This is a genomic window from Sporosarcina sp. P3, assembly GCF_002743415.1.
GTDB lineage: Bacteria > Bacillota > Bacilli > Bacillales_A > Planococcaceae > Sporosarcina > Sporosarcina ureae_A.
The window spans coordinates 117,673-139,465 of the sequence record NZ_PDZE01000005.1 but is presented as its reverse complement, the minus strand read 5'-3'; the positions used below and the strand labels follow the sequence as shown (position 1 = coordinate 139,465).

The window sequence follows — 21,793 nt, the reverse complement described above, 5'->3', positions numbered from 1 at the left end:
AGCCCATCCAAATCTTATATTTTTGGGCACTAAAAGTCAAGTCCAATTATTTCTCTTCCTCGTACTCTTCGTCGTACTCTTCGTCTTCTTCTTCGTCCTCGTCATCTTCTTCGATATCGAGTTCTACTTCAGGAATAACTTCCAGGTCGTCATCAGGATCGATTAAATCTTCCTCGAGTTCGACTACTTCCTCTTCTTCGTCTTCCTCGTCGTCTACGTCATCTTCTTCGCCGAGCTCTACGTATTCTTCATCGAAGATTTCTTCTTCGTCATCATCTTCTTCAATATCTTCTTCATCATAATCTTTTTTCTTCTTTTTCTTCTTGCGTACTTTTACGACAGGCGCTGTTTCTTCTACGAGCTGATCAACTGGATACCATTCGCGCAAGCCCCAACGGTTGTCTTGGATCGCAAGGAATCTGCCATCGATGTTCAGGTCTGTATAAAACTGAAGGAGTTTTGCCTTCAATTCTTTCTCGGATATACCTGTAAGTTTACGGAACTCTTCCATTAATTCCGCTAACGTGAGGGATTCACGTCGTTCTGTTAGTACTTGGTGCGTAATGTTGATTAATGATTCTTCCAACAATTCTTCTTTTGTCATGTCATGGATATTCAATGTATGGCACGTCCTTTCTTCTATCAATCACACGCGGAACCGACCAAGTCAGTGAATGATTTGGCCGATCGACGTTTTTTATCTTGTAGCGTATAAGCATAGTGTACATTATATACGTTATTTCTACCAATATGCTACATTCTTTTACTTCTCTTTATATTTCTATACTCAATAATGGTCAAATACCCCAGGTAGACCGCCCCAATGGTGAAGGGGATTACGCCGAGTCCGCTGTTGTAGAAGATGAGTGTGAGTGTAATTAAGAGAGCTATTATGATTGCATGATAGTACCATCTCACATTCAGCACGTCCCTTTTCATTGTTGTTCTCATTATACTAATTAACTTACTAAATTATCCACTTTGATGAAGAATGAATTATAAGCAGCTGGTTTAGTTTCATAGGATACTTGATATTGAGTGGTCGGAATGGCTGTTGGGGTGGGGATTTGCGCTTCGGAGGGGACGCTTTTCCTGAGGGCTCGCGGTGAGCTGATCCTCTAGGAGTCGCCCCTCCTACGCGCCAATCCCTTGCAAGCTGAGTGGGTGACAGTTATTGTTGCCCATTGAAGTTGCGCTTGTGACTGGTTTAGTACGTATCATTTACACTCACTCTGGCCTTAAATTTAACTATTGCTAGGGACATTACTATTTCACACACTAGCGACAGTGAGTGACACATATTGTGACTTATCAAGTCAGTTTCGTAATCTATTCAGCACTTGAATATTATTAAGTTCAAGGACAACAATAATTTACACTCCGTAGCCAGTGAATATTCTATGTTTTTCACTCTCTACATAAGGACTGCAACCCCAGCTGCCCCTGAAACGCGTCCCTAGCTGGAGTTGCAATCCCACGCAATCAGCCCATGCACCTATACTTTGAATTTGAATTCCACCTTAACCCCATGCAAAAAGAGGATGCCGCCAGAAGTGATGGCTTCTGTGGCATCCCCTCTGAGATGCAATTACATATTACGGCGGTACTGCCCGCCTACTTCGTAAAGCGCATTGGTAATTTGTCCAAGGCTCGCTACTCGCACCGTCTTCATCAACTCAGCGAAGACGTTGCCTCCTGTGATCGCTACTTCTTGAAGATCAGCAAGCGCTTGTTCTGCTTCGTCAGCATGCTTGGCTTGGAAAGCGCGCAAGTTGGTAATTTGTGACTCTTTTTCTTCTTGTGTTGCACGTGCCAATTCCATATTATCGATATCTTCCTCAGATGGTGGATTCGGATTCACGTACGTGTTGACGCCGATGATTGGTAGCTCACCTGAGTGCTTTTTCATTTCGTAATACATGGACTCTTCTTGGATTTTTCCGCGCTGGTACTGTGTCTCCATAGAGCCAAGTACACCGCCACGATCATTTAGTCGATCGAATTCTTGTAATACCGCTTCTTCCACGAGACTTGTCATTTCTTCGATAATGTAAGCCCCTTGAAGCGGATTTTCGTTCTTCGACAAGCCGTGTTCTTTCATAATGATCATCTGAATTGCCATCGCACGACGAACAGATTCTTCTGTCGGTGTCGTAATGGCTTCGTCGTAAGCATTTGTGTGCAGCGAATTACAGTTATCTTGCAAAGCCATCAATGCCTGCAATGTTGTGCGGATGTCGTTGAAATCGATTTCCTGCGCATGCAAACTACGACCCGATGTTTGGATATGGTATTTCAATTTTTGGCTGCGTTCATTGGCTCCGTATTTATCACGCATCGTAACTGCCCAAATGCGACGTGCCACGCGACCGATGACCGTATATTCGGGATCGAGTCCATTTGAGAAGAAGAACGACAGATTCGGTGCAAAGTCGTCGATGTGCATACCGCGACTCAAGTAATATTCGACATACGTGAAGCCGTTTGCGAGTGTGAACGCTAGCTGCGAAATCGGATTCGACCCTGCCTCTGCGATATGATAGCCCGAAATCGACACCGAATAATAATTACGAACTTTTTTATCAATGAAGTACTGCTGGATATCACCCATTAGACGCAATGCAAATTCTGTAGAGAAGATGCATGTATTTTGCCCTTGGTCTTCTTTTAGAATATCCGCTTGGACGGTTCCACGAACTGTTTGGAATGTCATTTCACGGACTTCAGTGAACTCTTCCACAGTGAGTGTCCGGCCAAGCTCTTCTTCTTTTTTACGCACTTGCTGATCGACAGCTGCATTCATGAACATCGCTAGAATAATCGGTGCCGGTCCATTGATGGTCATGGAAACGGACGTCATAGGTGAACACAGATCAAAACCGTCATAGAGCTTTTTCATATCTTCTAGTGTACAAATGCTCACACCCGATTCGCCGACTTTTCCGTAGATGTCAGGACGCTCGTCAGGGTCTTCCCCGTATAATGTGACAGAATCAAACGCTGTAGATAGACGTTTCGCGTCGTCATCTTTTGATACGTAGTGGAAACGACGGTTCGTACGTTCAGGTGTCCCTTCTCCAGCGAACTGACGGCGTGGATCTTCACCTTCGCGTTTGAATGGGAAGACGCCTCCAGTGTACGGGAATGAACCTGGAACATTTTCACTATAGATAAAACGTAAAATTTCACCATAGTCTTTGTATTGCGGCAAGACTACTTTCGGAACCTTCAAGCCAGAAAGACTTACAGTATTGAGCGACGTACGGATTTCTTTGTCGCGGATTTTCACTACATATTCATCCTGCTTGTAAGATTCTTTCAAAGACTCCCAGTTTTTCAGAGCTCGCTTGGATTCGCTTGTTAGTTGTTCTTCGACGCCTTCTTTTAAGCTATTCAATGAGTCTAGTAACGCTTCATTAGAATCGCTTTCTTTCACTGCTTCGATCGCACCTTCCAACTGGAACATCCGACGTGCGAATTCGGCTTGTTGCTTGGATTTCGCATGGTAGTTACGAACAGTGGAAGCGATCTCGCGTAAGTAATGGCTTCGGTCAGGCGGAATGATCACGGTTTGCTTTTGATTCGTCACCAAGTCTGTGTAGCTTGTCGTCCAATCTGAATCTGTTGCGTCGTTGATCTTTTCAATAAGCGCTGCGAAAAGTGTGTTGGTCCCTTTGTCGTTGAACTGGCTTGCGATCGTGCCATAGACAGGCATCGTTTCTAGATCGTTGTCAAATAGTAAATGGCTACGTTGATATTGTTTGCGGACTTGAATTAGCGCATCTTCCGAACCTTTACGCTCGAATTTATTGATAACAATTAAGTCAGCAAAGTCGATCATATCGATTTTCTCGAGCTGTGTCGGTGCACCGAATTCACTCGTCATGACGTACATTGAAACGTCGGAGACATCTGTAATGCGCGCATCTCCTTGCCCGATTCCGCTCGTTTCTACAATAATTAAATCGTAACCAGCTGCTTTCGTGATATCCAATACATCATGGATCGCCGTTGTCAGCTCAGAACGTGAGCCACGTGTTGCTAAACTCCGCATGTACACACGGTTATTAAAGATTGCATTCATGCGAATTCGGTCGCCAAGCAACGCACCACCTGTTTTTTGCTTCGTTGGATCTACAGAAAGAATCGCTACTCTTTTATCAGGGAACTCACGCAAGAAACGACGAATTAATTCATCCGTCAAGGAACTTTTACCTGCTCCACCTGTACCAGTGATACCGAGTACCGGCGTTTGTTTGGACATGGAACGGGCGTGATCGAGTAACTGCTCCGCTGCTTCATCTTTTTTCATATGCTTTTCTTCTACGTAGGTAATTAAATTGGCTAAGATACCTGGTGTTTCGGCTGTCAACTGCTCCAGATTGGCCTCTTCGCTTTCGGGAGTCGTGGAGAAATCCGATAATTCCATGATTTTATTGATCATACCTTGTAGACCTAGTTTTCGACCGTCTTCCGGTGAAAAGATCCATTCGATGCCATACTCATGCAACTCTTTGATTTCTTTCGGGATGATGACTCCTCCACCACCGCCGAATATTTTAATATGGGAAGCGCCTCTTTCTTTCAGCAAGTCATGCATGTATTTGAAATACTCCACGTGGCCACCTTGATAGGATGACATGGCAATTCCTTGCACATCTTCTTGGATGGCAGCGTTTACAACTTCCTCAACGGATCGATTATGTCCGAGATGAATAACTTCCGCTCCGGTTGACTGTAAAATTCTACGCATGATATTGATGGATGCATCATGCCCGTCGAATAAACTAGATGCCGTCACGAAACGAATATGGTGTTTCGGTTGATAAATTTCTGTGGTTACCATTTGTCTTCCACCTTCCGTACATGCTGACTACCGCCACGAAATTTTTCGTGGCAGAGTCCGCAAGTTAGTTACTTCTCTACACCTTTAATAAGTAGATCAGTTTGTACTCTCGTATAGTGTTCTAACGTATATTGTTTACGCAACGCCCATCTTCGGAACGACCACATTTGGCCAGATACGAGGATGTGGTGTGCGGTCAATGATACTTCATCCCGTCCAATGCGAAGATTCCCAGCTTCCATGCATTTACGAATAATGGTCTCAAATTGTTCAACCATTTCCAGTTCTTTCGTGAGTACGTAACGAAGTGCTTCGCTAGGTAACGACTTCGACTCCTGATACATGACGAGGAATTCATCCGACATTTGATCGATGACTTCATAATACCGTGCAATCGCCACACGTAGCCCTTCTACCGTGTTGTCATTGTTGTCGAGCTCAGACAGGCGAACTTTCACTTCATTGTAAATATTGTCACAGACGAGATACAGGACGTCTTCCTTTGTCCGAATATACTCGTACAATGTGCCAATACTGAAGCCCGCTTCTTTGGCGATTTCACGTGTAGTCGTCCTGTGGAATCCTTTATCGATAAATAATTTCACAGCGCCCCGGCTAATTTGTTCACGTCGCTTCTGAATGAGTTCTTCATCTTTGACGGTAGATTTCACTTCATGTTTGGGCATTGCATAGACCTCCTGTTATTTCGTCAGCATACGCGAGATGACGAGACGTTGAATTTCTTGTGTACCTTCATAGATTTGCGTGATTTTCGCATCACGCATATAGCGCTCTACTGGATAATCTTTTGTATAACCGTAGCCGCCGAATACTTGAACCGCTTCTGTTGTGACTTTCATCGCTGTGTCACCAGCCATTAGTTTCGCCATAGCAGAGGCTTTACCGTACGGCAGGTCATTCGATTCGAGCCATGCTGCCTGGTATGTTAACAGACGAGATGCTTCTGTCGCTGTCGCCATATCCGCTAGTTTGAAGCTGATGCCTTGATTGGCTACGATCGGCTTGCCGAATTGTACACGTTCTTTTGAATAATCGACTGCCGCATCCAATGCGCCTTGTGCGATTCCTACTGCTTGAGCAGCGATTCCGTTACGTCCACCGTCGAGCGTTTTCATCGCGATAATGAAACCATCGCCTTCTTCTCCTAGAAGATTTTCTTTCGGTACGCGACAGTTATCCAGTACGACTTCTGTTGTCGGAGAGGAACGAATGCCCATTTTCTTCTCTTTCTTTCCTACAGAGAATCCTTCAAATGTACTTTCTACAATGAATGCGCTTGTTCCTTTATGTTTGGATTCTGGATCCGTTACAGCAAAGACGATATATGTGTCAGCGATTCCGCCATTCGTGATGAAGATTTTCGAGCCATTTAGCACGTAGTCGTCACCATCAAGCTTCGCTGTCGTTTTCATTCCCCCTGCGTCTGATCCTGAGCCTGCTTCTGTTAGGCAGTACGCTCCCATCTTCGAACCTTCAGCCAGTGGGCGTAAGTATTTTTGTTTTTGTTCTTCGTTGCCGTATTTGAATAGTGGCCATCCTGCTAGTGATGTGTGTGCGGATAGGACGACGCCTGTAGATGCACAGACACGGGATAGTTCTTCTACTGCGATGACGTACGCTAGGAAGTCGCTGCCGATGCCGCCATATTCTTCTGGCCATGGAATGCCTGTGAGTCCGAGTTCGGCCATCTTGTGGAAAATGTCCATGTCGAAGGTTTCGTCTTCGTCTCGTTGTGCTGCGGTTGGTGCTACTTCCTTTTGTGCAAAGTCGCGTACCATTTTTCTGATCATTTCGTGTTCTTCTGATAATTTAAAGTCCATTTTTTCTCCCACCCTTTTGTTTGTTTGGTTACTGAAAATTTCAATGAAATAGTGAAGCTTGATGCTGGCTTATGCTTGGGGATTGGAGCTCCAGAAGGGGACGCTTTCCGGAAGGCGTGGCCTACTCGAATGCAACCTGTAAAAGTGCATGCTCCCAACGCTTCGCTTTTACTCGCAAAAGCCGTCCTTCGCCACGGCTCTCGCTGATCCCCAGGAGTCGCCCCTTCTTCCGCTCCAATCCCTACCTACATCTTGTTGAAGCAAACTGACATCATTAAATTTGTAAGTTGTTGTGAATCAATCACAGCCGTAGTTTGTGCTAACCGCGCCATGCGCTCCCCTAAGCGCTTCTACCTTTAGTTTGTTAGGTGTTTGGCGATGACGACTCTTTGGATTTCGCTTGTGCCTTCGTAGATTTGGCATACTTTGGCGTCGCGGAAGTAGCGTTCTACTGGGTAGTCTTTGGTGTAGCCGTAGCCACCGAATACTTGGACGGCTTCTATGGAGTTGTCTACGGCTGCTTGGGATGCGAATAGTTTGGCCATGGAGGCTTCTTTGCCACATGGTTTGTCTTCTGAACGTAGCCAAGCTGCGCGGTAGACTAGTAATCTGGCTGCTTCTGTTGCGGTCGCCATGTCGGCTAGCTTAAATCCTATACCTTGGTTGGCTGCGATCGGTTTGCCGAATTGTTCGCGTTCTTTTGCGTAGGCGACGGCGGCTTCTAGTGACGCTTCTGCTATGCCCAGTGCTTGAGCAGCGATGCCGATTCGTCCAGCGTCAAGGTTGGCCATAGCGATTTTGAAGCCGTTTCCTTCTTCACCTAGTCTATTTTCCACCGGTACTTTCATATTGTCGAAGCTGAGTGCGACGGTTCGTGAACCGTGTAGTCCCATTTTCTTTTCGTCTTTCCCTACAGATAATCCCGGTGTGTTTCGGTCGACGATGAATGCGGTAATGCCGTATGTACCTTTTTCAGGAGCCGTGTTAGCAAATACGATGTAAACGTCCGCTTCCCCACCGTTTGTGATGAATATTTTGGAGCCGCTGATCACGTAGTGGTCGTCGACTCGCTTCGCTTTCGTTTTCAATGAACCTGCATCTGATCCGGACGATGCTTCTGTCAGGCAGAAGGCACCGAGATACTCGCCAGATGCCATTTTTGGTAAGTAGCGATTCTTTTGTTCTTCCGTGCCGAAGTAAAGGATTGGATTCATTCCAACAGAAGTATGGACAGACAACACGACGCCCATGACGGCGCTGACTTTCGATAGTTCGTGAATCGCGATGATATATGACAAGAAGTCCATCTCTGAACCTCCATACTGTTCAGGCGCTGTAATGCCCATCAATCCAAGCTCGCCCATTTTCTCTAGTAGTTCACGTGGAAACTCTCCATCTTCCATCCGGGGAATCCAAGGTTCGATCTCGTTCTTTGCGAAATCACGAACCATTTGGCGCATCATCTGTTGTTCTTCTGTTAATATAAAATCCATCCTTTTCACCTCTTACTTTCCACTTAATTCAATTATTCGTATGAATAGAAACCGCGTCCTGTTTTCTTGCCGTACCAACCCGCTTTGACGTATTTACGCAGCAACGGGCATGGACGGTATTTCGAGTCGCCGAATCCTTCATACAGCGTTTCCATAATGTAGAGACATGTATCGAGTCCAATGAAATCTGCTAGTTGCAGAGGTCCCATCGGATGATTCATTCCCATTTTCATGACATCATCAATGGCTTCTTTCGTCGCAACACCTTCGTATAATGTGAAGATGGCTTCGTTGATCATCGGCATCAATACACGGTTTGCAACAAACCCTGGCGCGTCATTCACTTCAACTGGTGTTTTGCTGAGCTTTTTCGTCATCTCTTCGACGGCTTCATAGACATCATCATCTGTAGCAAGGCCACGAATGACTTCGACAAGCTGCATGACCGGTACTGGATTCATGAAGTGCATGCCAATGACCTTCCCTGGACGTTTAGTAGCTGCACCGATTTCCGTGATAGGCAACGAAGATGTGTTCGTTGCCAATATCGTGTGTTCTGGTGTGATTTCATCGAGCTCCGCAAAGATCTTTGTTTTGATTGCCATATTTTCAACTGCCGCTTCGATGACGATGTCGGCATCTTTGGCATTTTGCATATCCAGTGATTTCGTGAAGCGACCAAGCACTGCTTCTTTTTCTTCTTCTGTCATACGTCCTTTTTCCACGTTGCGCGCTAAGTTTTTCGTGATGACTTTAAAACCTCGGTCGTATGCTTCTTCATTGAGGTCGTGAAGAGTTACTTGATAGCCCGCCTGTGCGCAGACTTGAGCAATTCCTCCGCCCATTTGTCCTGCACCGATTACGAATACTTTTTCAATTGTCATCTGGAATGCCCCCGATCAGTTAGTTTTTGGTACTTCGATCATGATGGCATCGCCTTGACCGCCACCTGAACAGATTGCTGCGATTCCGATTCCACCGCCACGACGTTTTAATTCATTTGCCAGTGTCAGAACGACACGCGCTCCGCTTGCACCGATTGGGTGTCCTAGTGCGACTGCGCCACCATTAACGTTCACTTTTTCTTCGTCCAGTCCAGCGATTTGTGAGCTCGCAAGCGCAACGACTGCGAATGCTTCATTGATTTCATATAGATCAATGTCGTCCGCTGTTTTACCTGTTTTCTCAAGTAACGCTTTGATGACGTGGCCTGGTGTTTCAGGGAAACGTTCCGGTTCGATAGCAACTTCCGCGTGGCCTAGAATCACAGCAAGTGGTTCTTTGCCTTGCTTCTTCGCTTCGTCTTCATTCATTAACACTACCGCACATGCGCCATCGTTAATGCCAGGTGCGTTTCCAGCCGTGACACTGCCTTCTTTGCCGAAAGCTGGGCGTAGTTTCGCCAACGCTTCAAGTGAACTGCCTCTACGTGGGCCTTCATCTTCTGTCACAACGACTGGATCGCCTTTGCGCTGTGGAATGCTGACGCCAACGATTTCCTCTTCAAATAATCCATTATCCATCGCTGCAAGTGCGCGTTCATGACTACGTAACGACCATTCGTCCTGCGTTTCACGGCTTACAGAGAAGTCGTTTGCTGTGCTGTTTCCGTATGTGCCCATGTGGACATTGCCTTCAGAGAATGAACACGTCAATCCATCGTAAATCATGCCATCTACCAATGTGCTATCGCCCATTTTCAAACCTGAACGAACATTTGCATAGTACGGTGCGTTGGTCATTGATTCCATACCACCCGCGACAATCGTTGTCTCATCCCCAAGACGGATCAACTGATCAGCAAGTGTGATACTGCGCATTCCGGAAGCGCATACTTTGTTGATTGTTTCCGTTTTGACGCCGTACGGAATACCGCCTTTAACAGCTGCTTGGCGAGAAGGAATCTGGCCTTGCCCTGCTTGTAAAACCGTCCCCATGATGACTTCGTCTACTTGATCGCCTTGTACTCCAGCCCGTGCAAGCGCTTCCTTAATAGCGATACCACCAAGATCACTTGCCGTTTGTGATTGTAATGCACCGCTTAATTTTCCAAATGGTGTTCTAGCACCTTGTAAGATTACTGTTCTCATTTTCCTATTCCCCCTAGTAGTTTACTGACTGAACGCTCGCTCGATATCTTACTACTAAATAAGAGGGCGTATAGACCCTCTTATTAATAGTTCATTCAATTGTTAGCGTTTTAGATATCTTAATTGTACGGTATTGACACGATATTCGCAATAATTTTAATCTTGTTTTCTATCGTCGGTTTCCGGTGTTCCATCCCCTGTTTCAACCGTTACAGCTAACTCAGGTTCTAAAATCCCTTCCTCCAACTCTACTACTTCTTCAGTTTCAACGACTGTTTGGTGTTCTCCAAAGATCGAGCGTTCCAATAGTTCAGCAATATCGTATGTGCCGACTTGTTCTTCGACTTCAACGGCTTTCGTTCCGTCAGACAACATCGTCAAGCAATACGGACAACCTGATGAAATGATTCCTGGGCTCACTTCAAGCGCTTGTTCAGTACGTGCTACGTTGACGCGCTGGCCTGTATCTTCTTCCATCCACATCATACCGCCACCTGCTCCACAGCACATACCGTCTTCACGGTTACGTTCCATCTCCACCAACTGAACGCCTGGAATAGCTTTAAGAATTTCTCTCGGCTGATCATAGACATCATTATAGCGACCTAGATAACAAGAGTCGTGGAATGTAATGACTTCATCGATTTCATACTTCGGTACTAGCTTGCCTGCCATAACTAGTTCGTGTAGCAACTCGGTATGGTGTTTGACGATGACTTGCAGTCCGAAATCAGGATATTCATTTTTGAAGATATTATAGGCGTGCGGATCGACCGTCACAATTTTCGAGACGTTCGCTTTTTCGAATTCCGCGATATTCGCTGTTGCGAGCTCTTGGAATAAGAATTCATTTCCGAGGCGACGTGGTGTGTCTCCGGAGTTCTTCTCTTTATTACCAAGAATCGCGAAGCTCACACCGGCTTCATTCAATAAATGCGCGAATGATAGAGCGATCTTCTGTGAGCGGTTATCAAACGCTCCCATAGAACCAACCCATAGTAAGTATTCAAAGTCTTCTCCAGCTTTTTTCGCTTCTTTTACTGTCGGGATGTGCAAGTCTGGACGTGCGTCTCTCCAGTTTTCTTTCTCTTTACGGTTAAGGCCCCACGGATTCCCTTGACGTTCGATGTTCGTCATCGCGCGCTGAGCATCCGGGTTCATCTTCCCTTCCGTCATCACAAGATAACGACGAAGATCGATAATTTTATCTACGTGTTCATTCATTACCGGACACTGATCTTCACAGTTACGGCACGTCGTACATGCCCAAATTTCTTCTTCCGTGATGACGTCACCGATCAATGAAGGATTGTAGAGTTCGTCCATTGTCATTCCCTCTGCCGTAGCAGCGAGGGCCAATTGATTTCCTTGTGAGTTTTTGAACATTAGTTGAGGTACCCATGGCTGTTGCTTCGTCATGATGGCACCTGTGTTTGTTAGATGATCACGTAGCTTTGTAATTAAGTCCATCGGCGACAGCATTTTACCTGTACCCGTTGCTGGACACATATTTGTACAACGTCCACATTCTACACATGCATAGAAGTCAATCATTTGCGCTTGTGTGAAGTCCGTGATCTTGCCTACACCAAGTGGTGGCATGTCCTCTTCGTCTTCAATTTCTTCAAGTGCTTCAAAATCGATCGGCTTCAAACGTCCCGCGTGATCTAAACGGTGGAAATACACGTTCGCCGGACCTGCGATCAAGTGCGCATGCTTAGATTGTGGTACATACACTAGGAACGTCAGCAATGTCAGTAAGTGTACCCACCAACCGACAAAGAATATCGTCACAGCTACGCCTGTCGGAACCGCGCTGAATACAGTGGCGATGATCGATGCCATTGGCTCTGTCCATGTAGTGCCTTCATTGTGCCAAATCATGTTCGCACCGTTAGCTACCAGTGTGGAAAGCATAAGTAGTCCAATAAATATAAGAACTAGACCGGATTTCCAGCCGCGCTTTAGACGAACTAGCTTCTCCATGTAACGACGATAGAATGCCCATACGACCGCTACTAGGATAACGAATACAACAATTTCCTGGAAGAATGTAAATGCCGGATACAACGGACCAAGTGGTAGATGTGATCCTGGCTTTAAACCTTTCCAAATCAAATCAATTGCACCAAATTGCACGAGTAGGAAGCCATAAAAGAACATGACGTGGATAGCCCCACTCTTTTTATCTTTCAATAGTTTCTTTTGTCCAAATACATACACCCAAATTTTCTTCAGACGCGCTTTGACGTCATTATCGAATTCTTCTTTTCTCCCCAGTCGGATGAATTCGTAGCGAGTTTTTAATAGGTATAGGAATAGACCCAAGCCGTATAAGACGACTGCTACAAATAATATCCAGTTTGCGATGAGTAGTATATTCATCTCTTATTCCCCTTCCATTTCTTCTACTTGAGATCCCCTTTGAGAAACCGCTTTCAATAATATTCTATATATAGTGTAATAATGAATGATCATTCAGTCAACTGTTTTTGAAAGTTTATTTTTTATTTTCTTACTATGGCTGAAAGACCTTTTTGTCAAGCAATTATTTATTTATTATAATAATTCCCTCATCTAAACCTACTAGTATAGGCTTGATCGTATTGTAAATTTAATTTACCACTCTATATAGGACGCAGATCTGTTCTAAATTAGCGAAAATGTACTCACTACACGTCTAGCATATTAGTAGTATCCGATCAGTTGGAATGTTCTAACTTTATTGTATAACAATATAGCAAATTCGTCTATTTCATGATAACGTTTTCATAATGTGTTGCTAGCATCGGAAAGGAGTTTTCATTATGTATCGATTGTATGCGCGATTATTTCAAAAAGGACTCAAAGCGGGAATGGATCATTTACCTTGGAGGGAGCCTGAGCTGCTAGTTGGACCTGGTAGCTTGGAAAATCTTGCAGGAAAAGTGAAAAGTCTTGGAATACACAGCGTGCTCATAATTACAGATCGCGAAATTGCGAAACTCGGCTTGTTAGACGTCATGCTAGTCGGTCTCCATTCACTTGGAATCAAATACTTAGTGTATGACCAAACTGTCGCGAATCCCACGATCATTAATATTGAAGAAGCACGGAGATTATACGTTGCGAATGAATGCGAAGCACTCATTGCGTTCGGCGGCGGTTCTCCGATTGATTGTGCAAAAGCAGTGGGTGCGAGAATTGCGAGACCCGAGAAACAGATTCCCGAGTTGAAAGGTTTATTCCATGTACGGAAGCAAATCCCTACGTTATTCGCGGTACCGACGACAGCGGGAACTGGAAGTGAAGCCACGCTTGCCGCTGTCGTGACGAATAGTAAGACACATGAGAAGTATGCGATCAATGATACATCACTGATCCCCCACTACGCTGTACTTGATCCATTGTTGACGATGAAATTGCCGCCAGCGATTACCGCCGCTACTGGAATGGATGCGTTAACGCACGCGGTGGAAGCATATATTGGGAATAGTAATACAACTGAAACGTGGAAAGATAGCCGTGAAGTAGTGCAGTTGGTATTCGCTAACTTATATGAAGCGTATCGTAATGGAGATAATTTGATCGCGCGAACGAATATGCAACGGGCTTCTTATTTGGCTGGCAAAGCATTTACTCGAGCGTATGTTGGAAATATCCACGCTATTGCACACACACTCGGTGGATTTTACAGCATGCCACACGGATTAGCGAACGCGATTATTTTACCACACGCACTCGAGTATTACGGCAAATGTGTACACGAACCGCTTTCCGAGTTAGCTGATCTAATCGGCATTACACATCATTCGGATACGAAGCAAATGAAAGCCGAGAAGTTTATTGAGGAAATTCGGGCGTTGAATCATGCAATGAATATTCCGAAGCAAGTGGATGGAATTATGGTTGAGGATATTCCTTTGATGGTTAAACGTGCCTCCGCGGAAGCGAATCCGCTGTATCCTGTGCCGAAGATTTTGAGTAAGAGAGAGTTTACGGAGTTGTATGATGTGATTCGGGTTTGATGAGGTTGTTTGGATTGAGCGGTTGGGCTTCGGCATTGAGCGGATACGTGGGCGGATTGAGCGCTTGGGCTTTGGCATTGAGCGGATACGTGGGCGGATTGAGCGCTTGGGCCTTGGTATTGAGCGGATACGCGGGCGGATTGAGCGCTTGGGCTTTGGCATTGAGCGGATACGTGGGCGGATTGAGCGCTTGAGCCTTGGTATTGAGCGGATACGCGGGCGGATTGAGCGCTTGGGCTTCGGCATTGAGCGGATACGCGGGCGGATTGAGCGCTTAGGCCTCGGTATTGAGCGGATACGCGAGCGGATTGAGCGCTTAAGCCCCGGCATAGAGCGAATACACCAACACATTGAGCCCCACACGAAAAACAAGGCCCCCTGGCATTAACCAGGGGGCCTTGTTTATTCATGATCATTTATCCTTTTTCTCGTTCGTGCGGAATACTTTTGCGCTGCGGACGTATTCATTGTCTGAAATGCCGAGACGGGCGTTCACGATGCGTGCTGCTACGAATAGGTAGTCCGATAGACGGTTCAAATAGCGTCCAACGACTGGCGATACGTCGTCTGCTGCGTTCATCAGTGTGACAGTTACACGTTCTGCGCGGCGTGTGACGGTACGTGCGATGTGTAATGTTGCCGCAGCTGGTGAGCCGCCCGGCAGGATGAAGCGTTCTAGTTCGGGTGCTTCTTCCATCAGCTTATCAATTCGGTTTTCGAGAACTGTGATCGGTTCTTCGTCGAGTTTGTAATGGCGTTCTTTCATAACGTTGGCTAAGTCGCCGCCACCGTCGAATAATTCATTTTGGATCGTCTCGAGATCAGTCAGGATATCTGCAAACTTCTCTCCATCAAGTTCTGTCATAGCTTTACCAATGAATGAATTCAGTTCATCGATCGTGCCATATGCTTCGACGCGTAAGTCATCTTTTGCGACGCGCCCACCAATTAAGCTAGTCGTTCCTTTGTCGCCAGTCTTCGTATAGATTTTCATTTCACTTCACTCCTTTAATTGTTTGAGGAATTCCATACCAAATTCTTGTGACAGTTGTTGCTTCTGCAAATAATTGCTGGTACAGACGGCCGCATCGATCGCGGAGTTCTCGTTGCTGTGCATCGAGCGGGACAATGCCCCGCCCCATTTCCGTCAAAATGAAAACGGTGTTCGGTCCGCTAATCTCGCGTACTGTGTTGCTAGCTTCTTTTTCTGTTATGTCAGTAGTCATCAGCCACTCGTGTATATCCGTTATAACGAGTGATTCACCGGGTTTAGCGGTCGCTGTTGTATCCATTGTACAGAAACATGCCGGCGAATCGCCAATCCAACGTCTCACATAGTCCGTTTTGCCGTTATAGGCACCTCCGATAAAGACGTGCATGGCTTCCCCTCCCTGAATTCTTCCGCGCTAGCCCATTCGAGTTGCCAAATAGATCCGTTCGTTACGTTCCAGTCCCAAAATGAACGATTGTCTTGCGCGAATGTATCCAGCACGACCCGGATCACACCGCCATGTGTCACGACGACTGCTTCATTTGGCAATTCAGCTAGCGCTTCCAACACGCGTGACTTTACTTGTTGCAATGTTTCCCCGTTGCGAGGTGGTGTGTTCCACGCATCGTCTAGCCAGTTGCGATAGTCGGGGTCATTTTTCAATTGATCATACGTCTGCTCTTCAAAGTCACCGAAATTACATTCTCGCCAGCGTGGATCTGCTGTAAAGTTGATGTTCGGAAAATAAATGGCCGCTGTTTGACGAGTTCTAATTAAATCACTACCCGTTACTTGTTGAACTGGCACTGGAAAATCAATGGCTTCTCCTTCTTTTGCAACCAAGCCGCTATCTGTCCACCCACAATAGACTTTTTGTGCATTCGCAGTTGTTTTTAAATGGCGAATGAGAAATATACGATAAGGACGAACCATAAGACCACCTCCATTCCTTCAATGAATGCCCCGCATAAATCCCCGGTGACACCGCCGAAATGTTTGATCGTCCAGCGATGGTAAAACCAGATGGCCAAACAGATGACGATTAGGATCACGGGGAGTAATAAAATAGCGTGGAATTGAATACTTAACAAAATAATTGTTACGAAGCTGGTGGTGCTCGATGCGACTAGCATCCGCCCGCGTAGGAAATGTTGTTTAAAAAAGAATGCAATGCCACTTGGTTTCGCGGTTTTCGTTAAGGTATAATACCCTACTAATGCGGCACGAGAGAGAATCGGCACTGCCACGAGCAACGCCCAACCGTTTACAAGCTGTAGAATTTCAATGAACAAGCCGATTTTCAAACAGAGTAACACGAGTAACGATAGCGTCCCGAATGCCCCGAGTCGTGGATCATCCATGATGGTCAGACGTTTTTCACGATCTTGATAGGAAAAGAATGCATCACCTAGATCTGCAAAACCATCTACATGCAAGCCGCCAGTCGCAATAAGTCCCGCCAACAAAATAAGTACCGCTGCAAGGAAACTATTGAAATCACTCATGATATACGCAACGCCCGCCAGCAGTAGACCGATTCCTCCACCGACAAACGGCAGCGCGATGTACATGCCCGATACTTCTTTTTTCCCTAGCGGCAGTTCTTTATGAACAGGTAGCGACGTGAAAAATTGGAGCGCTAATAAAATGCTATTCATCTTCTCGCTCCTTTACGCCAAAATAGATTGAACGAATGGCCAGTCGATATGTTGCTTGACGTGTGCCGCCCATTGTTCGTATACGTCAACACCTTCCGTTGCAGGAAGCGTGGCACGATCCATATCCTCTTCTGGAATCCCGTGATTTTCCAAGACAGGAATGACACCCGCAACCGGAATTCCGGTGTATTGTTCAATAAATTTCACTCCCTCTTTAAAATAAGAAGCGTCTCCGTAAAATTTATTGATGATAATTCCTTTGACACGCCGACGTCTTTCTTCTGACAGAAGTTGAAGCGTGCCGACAATCGATGCAAACGCACCGCCTTTAGAAATGTCTGCGACTAGTATGACAGGCACATCCGCCAGTTCCGCGACGCGCATATTGGTTAGTTCACGGTCCATTAAATTTACTTCAGCGATACTCCCTGCTCCTTCGATAATTAGCGTATCGTAGTGATCGGCTAAATAGTCTAGCGCTTGTTGAATCGTTTTCAGACCTTTGTCGAACCACTCCTTACGAAAAGTTTGCCCCTCTATCGTCTCAAGCGGGACGCCCATCAGTAGAACGTCAGCCTCCATGTTTTCTTGCGGCTTCATCAAAATCGGATTCATTTCAACGATCGGTTGTGTGCGGGCGGCTTGTGCTTGCTGGAACTGGGAGCGGCTTATTTCACGTCCGTCTGCTAATGTCTCAGAGAAGCCGGACATATTTTGTGATTTGAAAGGGGCTACCTGGACACCTTCATTCGCAAGCAGTCGGCATAGCGCAGTGCAAATCATCGTTTTACCAACGTCTGACGCAGTGCCAACGATCATTACTCCGTTCATATACGTTCTCGTTTCCAAACGATGGGCATGCCGTGATCCATTTCCACTGCGTGATCAGCAAACTCCACCAGTTGTTGATGAAGCATGCCGATCGTTTGGCGGTAGATTTCCGTCTCTTTTTCGTAATGCGGCCACTCATCGAGGACTTCATTTGACACGATGACTAGATGAGAGACGATTTCTTTCATTTGCTTTAACGTCTGCAGTAATTGTTCTTGTTTTTGTTCCAGACAGCCTGGTCGTTGAACGCACGGAGCACCTTCTTCGTACCCTTCATACATTTCATTGGCGAGCCACGTAGTGAGGCAATCCCATAATACGAGATCGCCTGGCTTTAGAAGCGGCAACACTTCATGAAGGTTTTTCGGTTGCTCAATTGTGTGCCAATTGGCTTGTTGACGATCTTCTTTATGTTGCTGAATCCGATGCTTCATCTCTTCATCGGCTGCTACACCGGATGCGATGTAGACGAGGCGACTTGCCGTTTGACTCGTCAACAGACGTTCTGCATACGCACTTTTCCCACTGCGCGCACCGCCACTGACGAATGTTAGTGTTGCTTGAACCATTGATCCATCGCCTCCCGCAGTGTATCCATCATCGGTTCGGACTTCATGCCGATCCGTAACCAGCGCCCATCCATCCCGCGGAAGTTTTCAGAGTGACGCAAGACGATGCCTTGTTTCAATAAATCTTGATATAGCTTCTTCGCCTCTTGCTGAGGTTTCATGACGAGGTAGTTTGCCGAAGAATTGAGTACTTCACAGCCATGTGAGCGCAAGAACTGGGTCATCTTCACGCGCTCCATTTGCGCATGTGAAATCGCCTGTTGACGATACGTTTTTTCCTTCAGACATAGTACACCGATTTCAGCAGCGAGTCCGTTGACATGCCAATGGGAAGCTCGTTGCGCAAGCGTGTTGATTCGCTCGGAATGGGCAATTAAATACCCAAGGCGGATGCCAGGAATCGCGTACATTTTCGTCATCGAGCGTACAATTAATACATTCGGATAGTTCGCGACATGCGGAATAAAGGACTTTGATTCATCGACGAAATCAATGAATGCTTCATCTAACACCACATCTGTTGAACTCTTCTTAGCTGCGTCTACAATCGTTAGTAGCTCGTCTTTTGAAGGCAACAAGCCTGTCGGATTATTAGGCGTGCACATATACAGCGCATCCGCTTCAGGTAGTGCTTCCAGAATTTGACGCATAGGTAATAGAAATCCTTCTGTTTCATTCGCTTGAAGCGACACGACCTCTGCATCGTTCACTTCGAGCGTGGCACGGTATTCGGAAAAGGTTGGGTCAATTAGGAGAACTCGCTTTCCACGATAGGTGCCTGCTAACAAAGATAGTATGTCCGCAGCCCCATTGCCTACAAGAACTTGTTGTTCGTCCACTTGATGAAATTCCGCAATTGCCGAACGAAACGGCTGACCGTCTGGATCGGGGTAGCTGTTGAGGGTCGAAATCAACGTAGGCCACGCTTCCACTACGGACGATGGAGGTCCTGCCGGATTGCAGTTCTCACTGAAATCGAGCACTTCATCAGGCATCGAGATATTCATGGATGTATATAATCGTTTACTGTTTGCACCGTGTTCAGGCAATCGCATAGAAAATCCCCCCTATTACTGTGCCGAGTGACCAGAAAGTCCAAGACACGACTTGCATTTGATACGTAGCGGAGCGGATATGTTCTTTATTCGCAATGACTGCCGGGCCTAGTACCGCTCGTTCCGATACGACTCCTCGATATGTACTGCGTCCGCCTAATTGGATATTGAGTTGCCAAGCAGTTGCCGCTTCCAAATAGCCGCTATTCGGGCTCATATGTTTTTTGGCATCGCCTAACCAGCCACTCATTCGCTGTGTAAAAGAATGTCCACCTTCATTCGAAGTGAACAATAGAATAAGCAATCCTGTTATTCTAGAAGGAATCCAGTTAAAAAGATCATCCATATGCGCTGAAATTTTTCCGAATGCACGATAACGCTCATCTTTGTACCCGATCATAGAATCGAGTGTATTGACCGCTTTATACAACCACAGGCCCGGTGCCCCTAGCCAGAATGCCCAAAATAAGGGGGCTGTGATGCCATCAGACGTGTTTTCCGAAACTGTTTCAATCGTCGCACGGGCTATCTCACTCTCATCGAGCTTCTCCGTATCCCTGCCGACAATCCAGCTCAGCTTCTCACGCGCTTCGCTTACATCTCCTATCTTCAACGGCTCATAGACTACGAATGCCGCATCACGCAAACTCTTTTGCGCAAGTCCAGCCGCAATGAGTAGCGCTTCGATTGCGATGCCTGCGATTAGATGCAGACGGTATGCGATACTCACGAGCCAGATGACTAGTAGAAATGTCGTCATGCAAATAAGTAACCATAAAATCGCACCTTTTATTGTCCGCATACGCCCTTTATTTAATAGCTTCGTCAAATTACTGATTGTCGTGCCTAGCCATTTGACTGGATGGGGCCAGTTAGGTGGATCACCAATGAACCGGTCGAGCACCATGCCGATCGCAATCGCTATGAAATGCGCTGGGATCATACGTGCTCACCTACTGCTGCTCGATATGAATGAATAGCCCGCACCGTACAGTCATATACCCCTTTACCGATCAACTTTCCGAGTTGCGTAATCGGTCCAGCGTACGGCAAGTATTCCCCTTGCTGTGTCGATGCGATCAGCAAGCTGTCTGTCGAAGTACCGGTAGCGACCGTGCCGGATTCAGGATCCTTTACTCGCTCATCTTGCAGTGCTTTCACTTTCGCTTCCGTTGCGGTAATCAATGCTTGGACGAATGCTTCTTCACTTAATTCGCCATTAATGAATACCCATGTGTTGATCGTCCCTATGTACGGAATATTTTCACGCTGCCACGACTTCGAAACATCGACCGCGTTTCCGACACCTGCTGTCACTGCCACGACAATCGAGCCAAATGGTCCTTCGTATTCTTCCACTTCAACGTGCTCCGGACTAACCGCCGTCATCATCGCAACTGTATCTGTCAAATGATAGCCTAGCGCACGTAAGTATTCCGTATTCTCGCGTTGTACGTCATCGATCATATAATCTGCACGTACACCTCGATTGACGAATGTCCGGTACCAACCAAGCCCCGCATTATGGACCGCTGAAGAAATGGTCTTCAGTGGTTGGTTGGATTGCAACAATACGTGATCTTCACGAATCTTTACGTCTGCTTTCTTCACACTAAACAGCTCCACCTTTTCTTGCAAGTTCGGCAATAGCGTCATTTGAGGTTTCGGCATTTCAGGGTGAGGCTGCGTTTTGACGCGTGCGTCGTACACATGATGAATTTCTTGTTCCAGTACGACGTCTTGCGGCACACCAATTGATGCTACTTCCCCGTTCTTCAGCAGCAATAAGCGATCACAATAGAGTGCGGCCAAATTGATGTCGTGAAATACTGAGATGACCGTGATCCCCTTCTGTCTCGCTTGATTGCGGATCGTATCGAGCAATTGTTGCTGATGCGCGATGTCTAGATGGTTTGTCGGTTCATCCAATAATAAAATAGGTGCTTGCTGGGCGAGTGCTTGGGCAACGAATACACGTTGTTGCTCACCGCCAGATAATAATTCAATAGCGGTATTTTCATATCGCGTGACGCCTGTATAGTTCATCGCTTCTTGCACTGCTTGCTCGTCTAGCTCCGACCAACTCGAAAAAATCCCCGACTGATACGGATAGCGACCGAGAGCGACAGTGTCTTTGACGCTATGAGAAAACGCATGGGCATGAAGCTGTGGCAAGACGGCTACTTGCTGCGCAAATTGCTTTTGAGTATAGGCGCCCGAAGGTTTACCGGCAATCATGACCTTACCGCTTTGTTTCGGCAAAATTCCCGAGATGATTTTCAATAACGTGGATTTTCCGCTACCATTCGGCCCTAATATTCCAAGAACTTCTCCTTTTTCCACGTGGAACGACACATTTCGCACAATCGGTTCTTTGCCGTAGCCCCCCGAAAGATTGTCCACTTGCAACAT

Annotated in this window: 18 protein-coding genes; 1 reads left to right on the top strand and 17 read right to left on the bottom strand. The window is 46.3% G+C overall.

Translation table 11 applies throughout. From position 1 onward, the window contains the following. Window positions 1–46: 46 nt before the first annotated feature. From rpoE to CSV61_RS08180, 8 genes are all read right to left on the bottom strand, one after another. Window positions 47–619 (bottom strand): DNA-directed RNA polymerase subunit delta, encoded by a 573-nt coding sequence (gene rpoE, locus CSV61_RS08220; protein ID WP_099638828.1) that lies wholly within the window; start codon window positions 617–619, stop codon window positions 47–49. Window positions 620–1,588: 969 nt separating this feature from the next. Beyond that, on the bottom strand, window positions 1,589–4,846 hold the full coding sequence (icmF, locus tag CSV61_RS08210; RefSeq protein ID WP_099638826.1) for a fused isobutyryl-CoA mutase/GTPase IcmF: 3,258 nt from the start codon (window positions 4,844–4,846) through the stop codon (window positions 1,589–1,591). 68 nt (window positions 4,847–4,914) lie between these two features. Next, the gene (locus tag CSV61_RS08205; RefSeq protein WP_099638825.1) at window positions 4,915–5,532 is read right to left on the bottom strand and encodes a TetR/AcrR family transcriptional regulator; all 618 of its coding nucleotides are present in this window, start codon (window positions 5,530–5,532) and stop codon (window positions 4,915–4,917) included. Between the two features lie 15 nt (window positions 5,533–5,547). Continuing rightward, window positions 5,548–6,687, bottom strand: a complete 1,140-nt coding sequence (locus CSV61_RS08200; protein ID WP_083034930.1) for an acyl-CoA dehydrogenase — start codon at window positions 6,685–6,687, stop codon at window positions 5,548–5,550. A 356-nt stretch (window positions 6,688–7,043) separates the two neighbouring features. Then, window positions 7,044–8,180 carry an acyl-CoA dehydrogenase gene (locus CSV61_RS08195; protein WP_099638824.1) on the bottom strand — a complete coding sequence of 379 codons (1,137 nt, stop codon included), beginning with the start codon at window positions 8,178–8,180 and terminating at the stop codon, window positions 7,044–7,046. A 32-nt stretch (window positions 8,181–8,212) separates the two neighbouring features. Then, complete coding sequence (locus CSV61_RS08190) at window positions 8,213–9,064, bottom strand: 3-hydroxybutyryl-CoA dehydrogenase (protein WP_099638823.1); 852 nt, start codon at window positions 9,062–9,064, stop codon at window positions 8,213–8,215. Window positions 9,065–9,079: 15 nt separating this feature from the next. Continuing rightward, on the bottom strand, window positions 9,080–10,270 hold the full coding sequence (locus tag CSV61_RS08185) for an acetyl-CoA C-acetyltransferase (RefSeq protein ID WP_083034927.1): 1,191 nt from the start codon (window positions 10,268–10,270) through the stop codon (window positions 9,080–9,082). Between the two features lie 156 nt (window positions 10,271–10,426). After that, on the bottom strand, window positions 10,427–12,655 hold the full coding sequence (locus CSV61_RS08180; protein ID WP_099638822.1) for a (Fe-S)-binding protein: 2,229 nt from the start codon (window positions 12,653–12,655) through the stop codon (window positions 10,427–10,429). Between the two features lie 422 nt (window positions 12,656–13,077). On the opposite strand from CSV61_RS08180, the gene CSV61_RS08175 reads away from it, so the two are divergent. Beyond that, a complete protein-coding gene (locus CSV61_RS08175) occupies window positions 13,078–14,277 on the top strand; it encodes an iron-containing alcohol dehydrogenase (RefSeq protein WP_099638821.1) in 1,200 nt (399 codons plus the stop codon). A 412-nt stretch (window positions 14,278–14,689) separates the two neighbouring features. Here the strand turns inward: CSV61_RS08175 and CSV61_RS08165 are convergent, their stop codons facing one another. Genes CSV61_RS08165 through CSV61_RS08125 form a run of 9 tightly spaced genes read right to left on the bottom strand, consistent with a single transcriptional unit; the run spans window position 14,690 to window position 21,793 of the window. After that, window positions 14,690–15,271, bottom strand: a complete 582-nt coding sequence (locus CSV61_RS08165; protein WP_083034924.1) for a cob(I)yrinic acid a,c-diamide adenosyltransferase — start codon at window positions 15,269–15,271, stop codon at window positions 14,690–14,692. 1 nt (window position 15,272) lies between these two features. Next, window positions 15,273–15,656 (bottom strand): bifunctional adenosylcobinamide kinase/adenosylcobinamide-phosphate guanylyltransferase, encoded by a 384-nt coding sequence (locus CSV61_RS08160; RefSeq protein WP_099638819.1) that lies wholly within the window; start codon window positions 15,654–15,656, stop codon window positions 15,273–15,275. Further along, a complete protein-coding gene (locus CSV61_RS08155) occupies window positions 15,608–16,201 on the bottom strand; it encodes a histidine phosphatase family protein (RefSeq protein WP_099638818.1) in 594 nt (197 codons plus the stop codon). Before CSV61_RS08155 ends, CSV61_RS08160 begins: the two co-directional genes overlap by 49 nt. Then, the gene (cobS, locus tag CSV61_RS08150) at window positions 16,162–16,926 is read right to left on the bottom strand and encodes an adenosylcobinamide-GDP ribazoletransferase (protein WP_099638817.1); all 765 of its coding nucleotides are present in this window, start codon (window positions 16,924–16,926) and stop codon (window positions 16,162–16,164) included. Before cobS ends, CSV61_RS08155 begins: the two co-directional genes overlap by 40 nt. A 12-nt stretch (window positions 16,927–16,938) precedes the next feature. Then, on the bottom strand, window positions 16,939–17,757 hold the full coding sequence (locus tag CSV61_RS08145; RefSeq protein WP_099638816.1) for a cobyric acid synthase: 819 nt from the start codon (window positions 17,755–17,757) through the stop codon (window positions 16,939–16,941). Next, on the bottom strand, window positions 17,754–18,326 hold the full coding sequence (locus tag CSV61_RS08140) for a bifunctional adenosylcobinamide kinase/adenosylcobinamide-phosphate guanylyltransferase (protein WP_099638815.1): 573 nt from the start codon (window positions 18,324–18,326) through the stop codon (window positions 17,754–17,756). Before CSV61_RS08140 ends, CSV61_RS08145 begins: the two co-directional genes overlap by 4 nt. Beyond that, on the bottom strand, window positions 18,308–19,381 hold the full coding sequence (gene cobD / locus CSV61_RS08135; RefSeq protein ID WP_099638814.1) for a threonine-phosphate decarboxylase CobD: 1,074 nt from the start codon (window positions 19,379–19,381) through the stop codon (window positions 18,308–18,310). The genes CSV61_RS08140 and cobD overlap by 19 nt, the downstream gene beginning before the upstream one ends. Beyond that, window positions 19,368–20,321 (bottom strand): adenosylcobinamide-phosphate synthase CbiB, encoded by a 954-nt coding sequence (gene cbiB, locus CSV61_RS08130; RefSeq protein ID WP_099638931.1) that lies wholly within the window; start codon window positions 20,319–20,321, stop codon window positions 19,368–19,370. The genes cobD and cbiB overlap by 14 nt, the downstream gene beginning before the upstream one ends. Further along, window positions 20,321–21,793 (bottom strand): adenosylcobinamide amidohydrolase, encoded by a 1,473-nt coding sequence (locus CSV61_RS08125; protein WP_099638813.1) that lies wholly within the window; start codon window positions 21,791–21,793, stop codon window positions 20,321–20,323. Before CSV61_RS08125 ends, cbiB begins: the two co-directional genes overlap by 1 nt.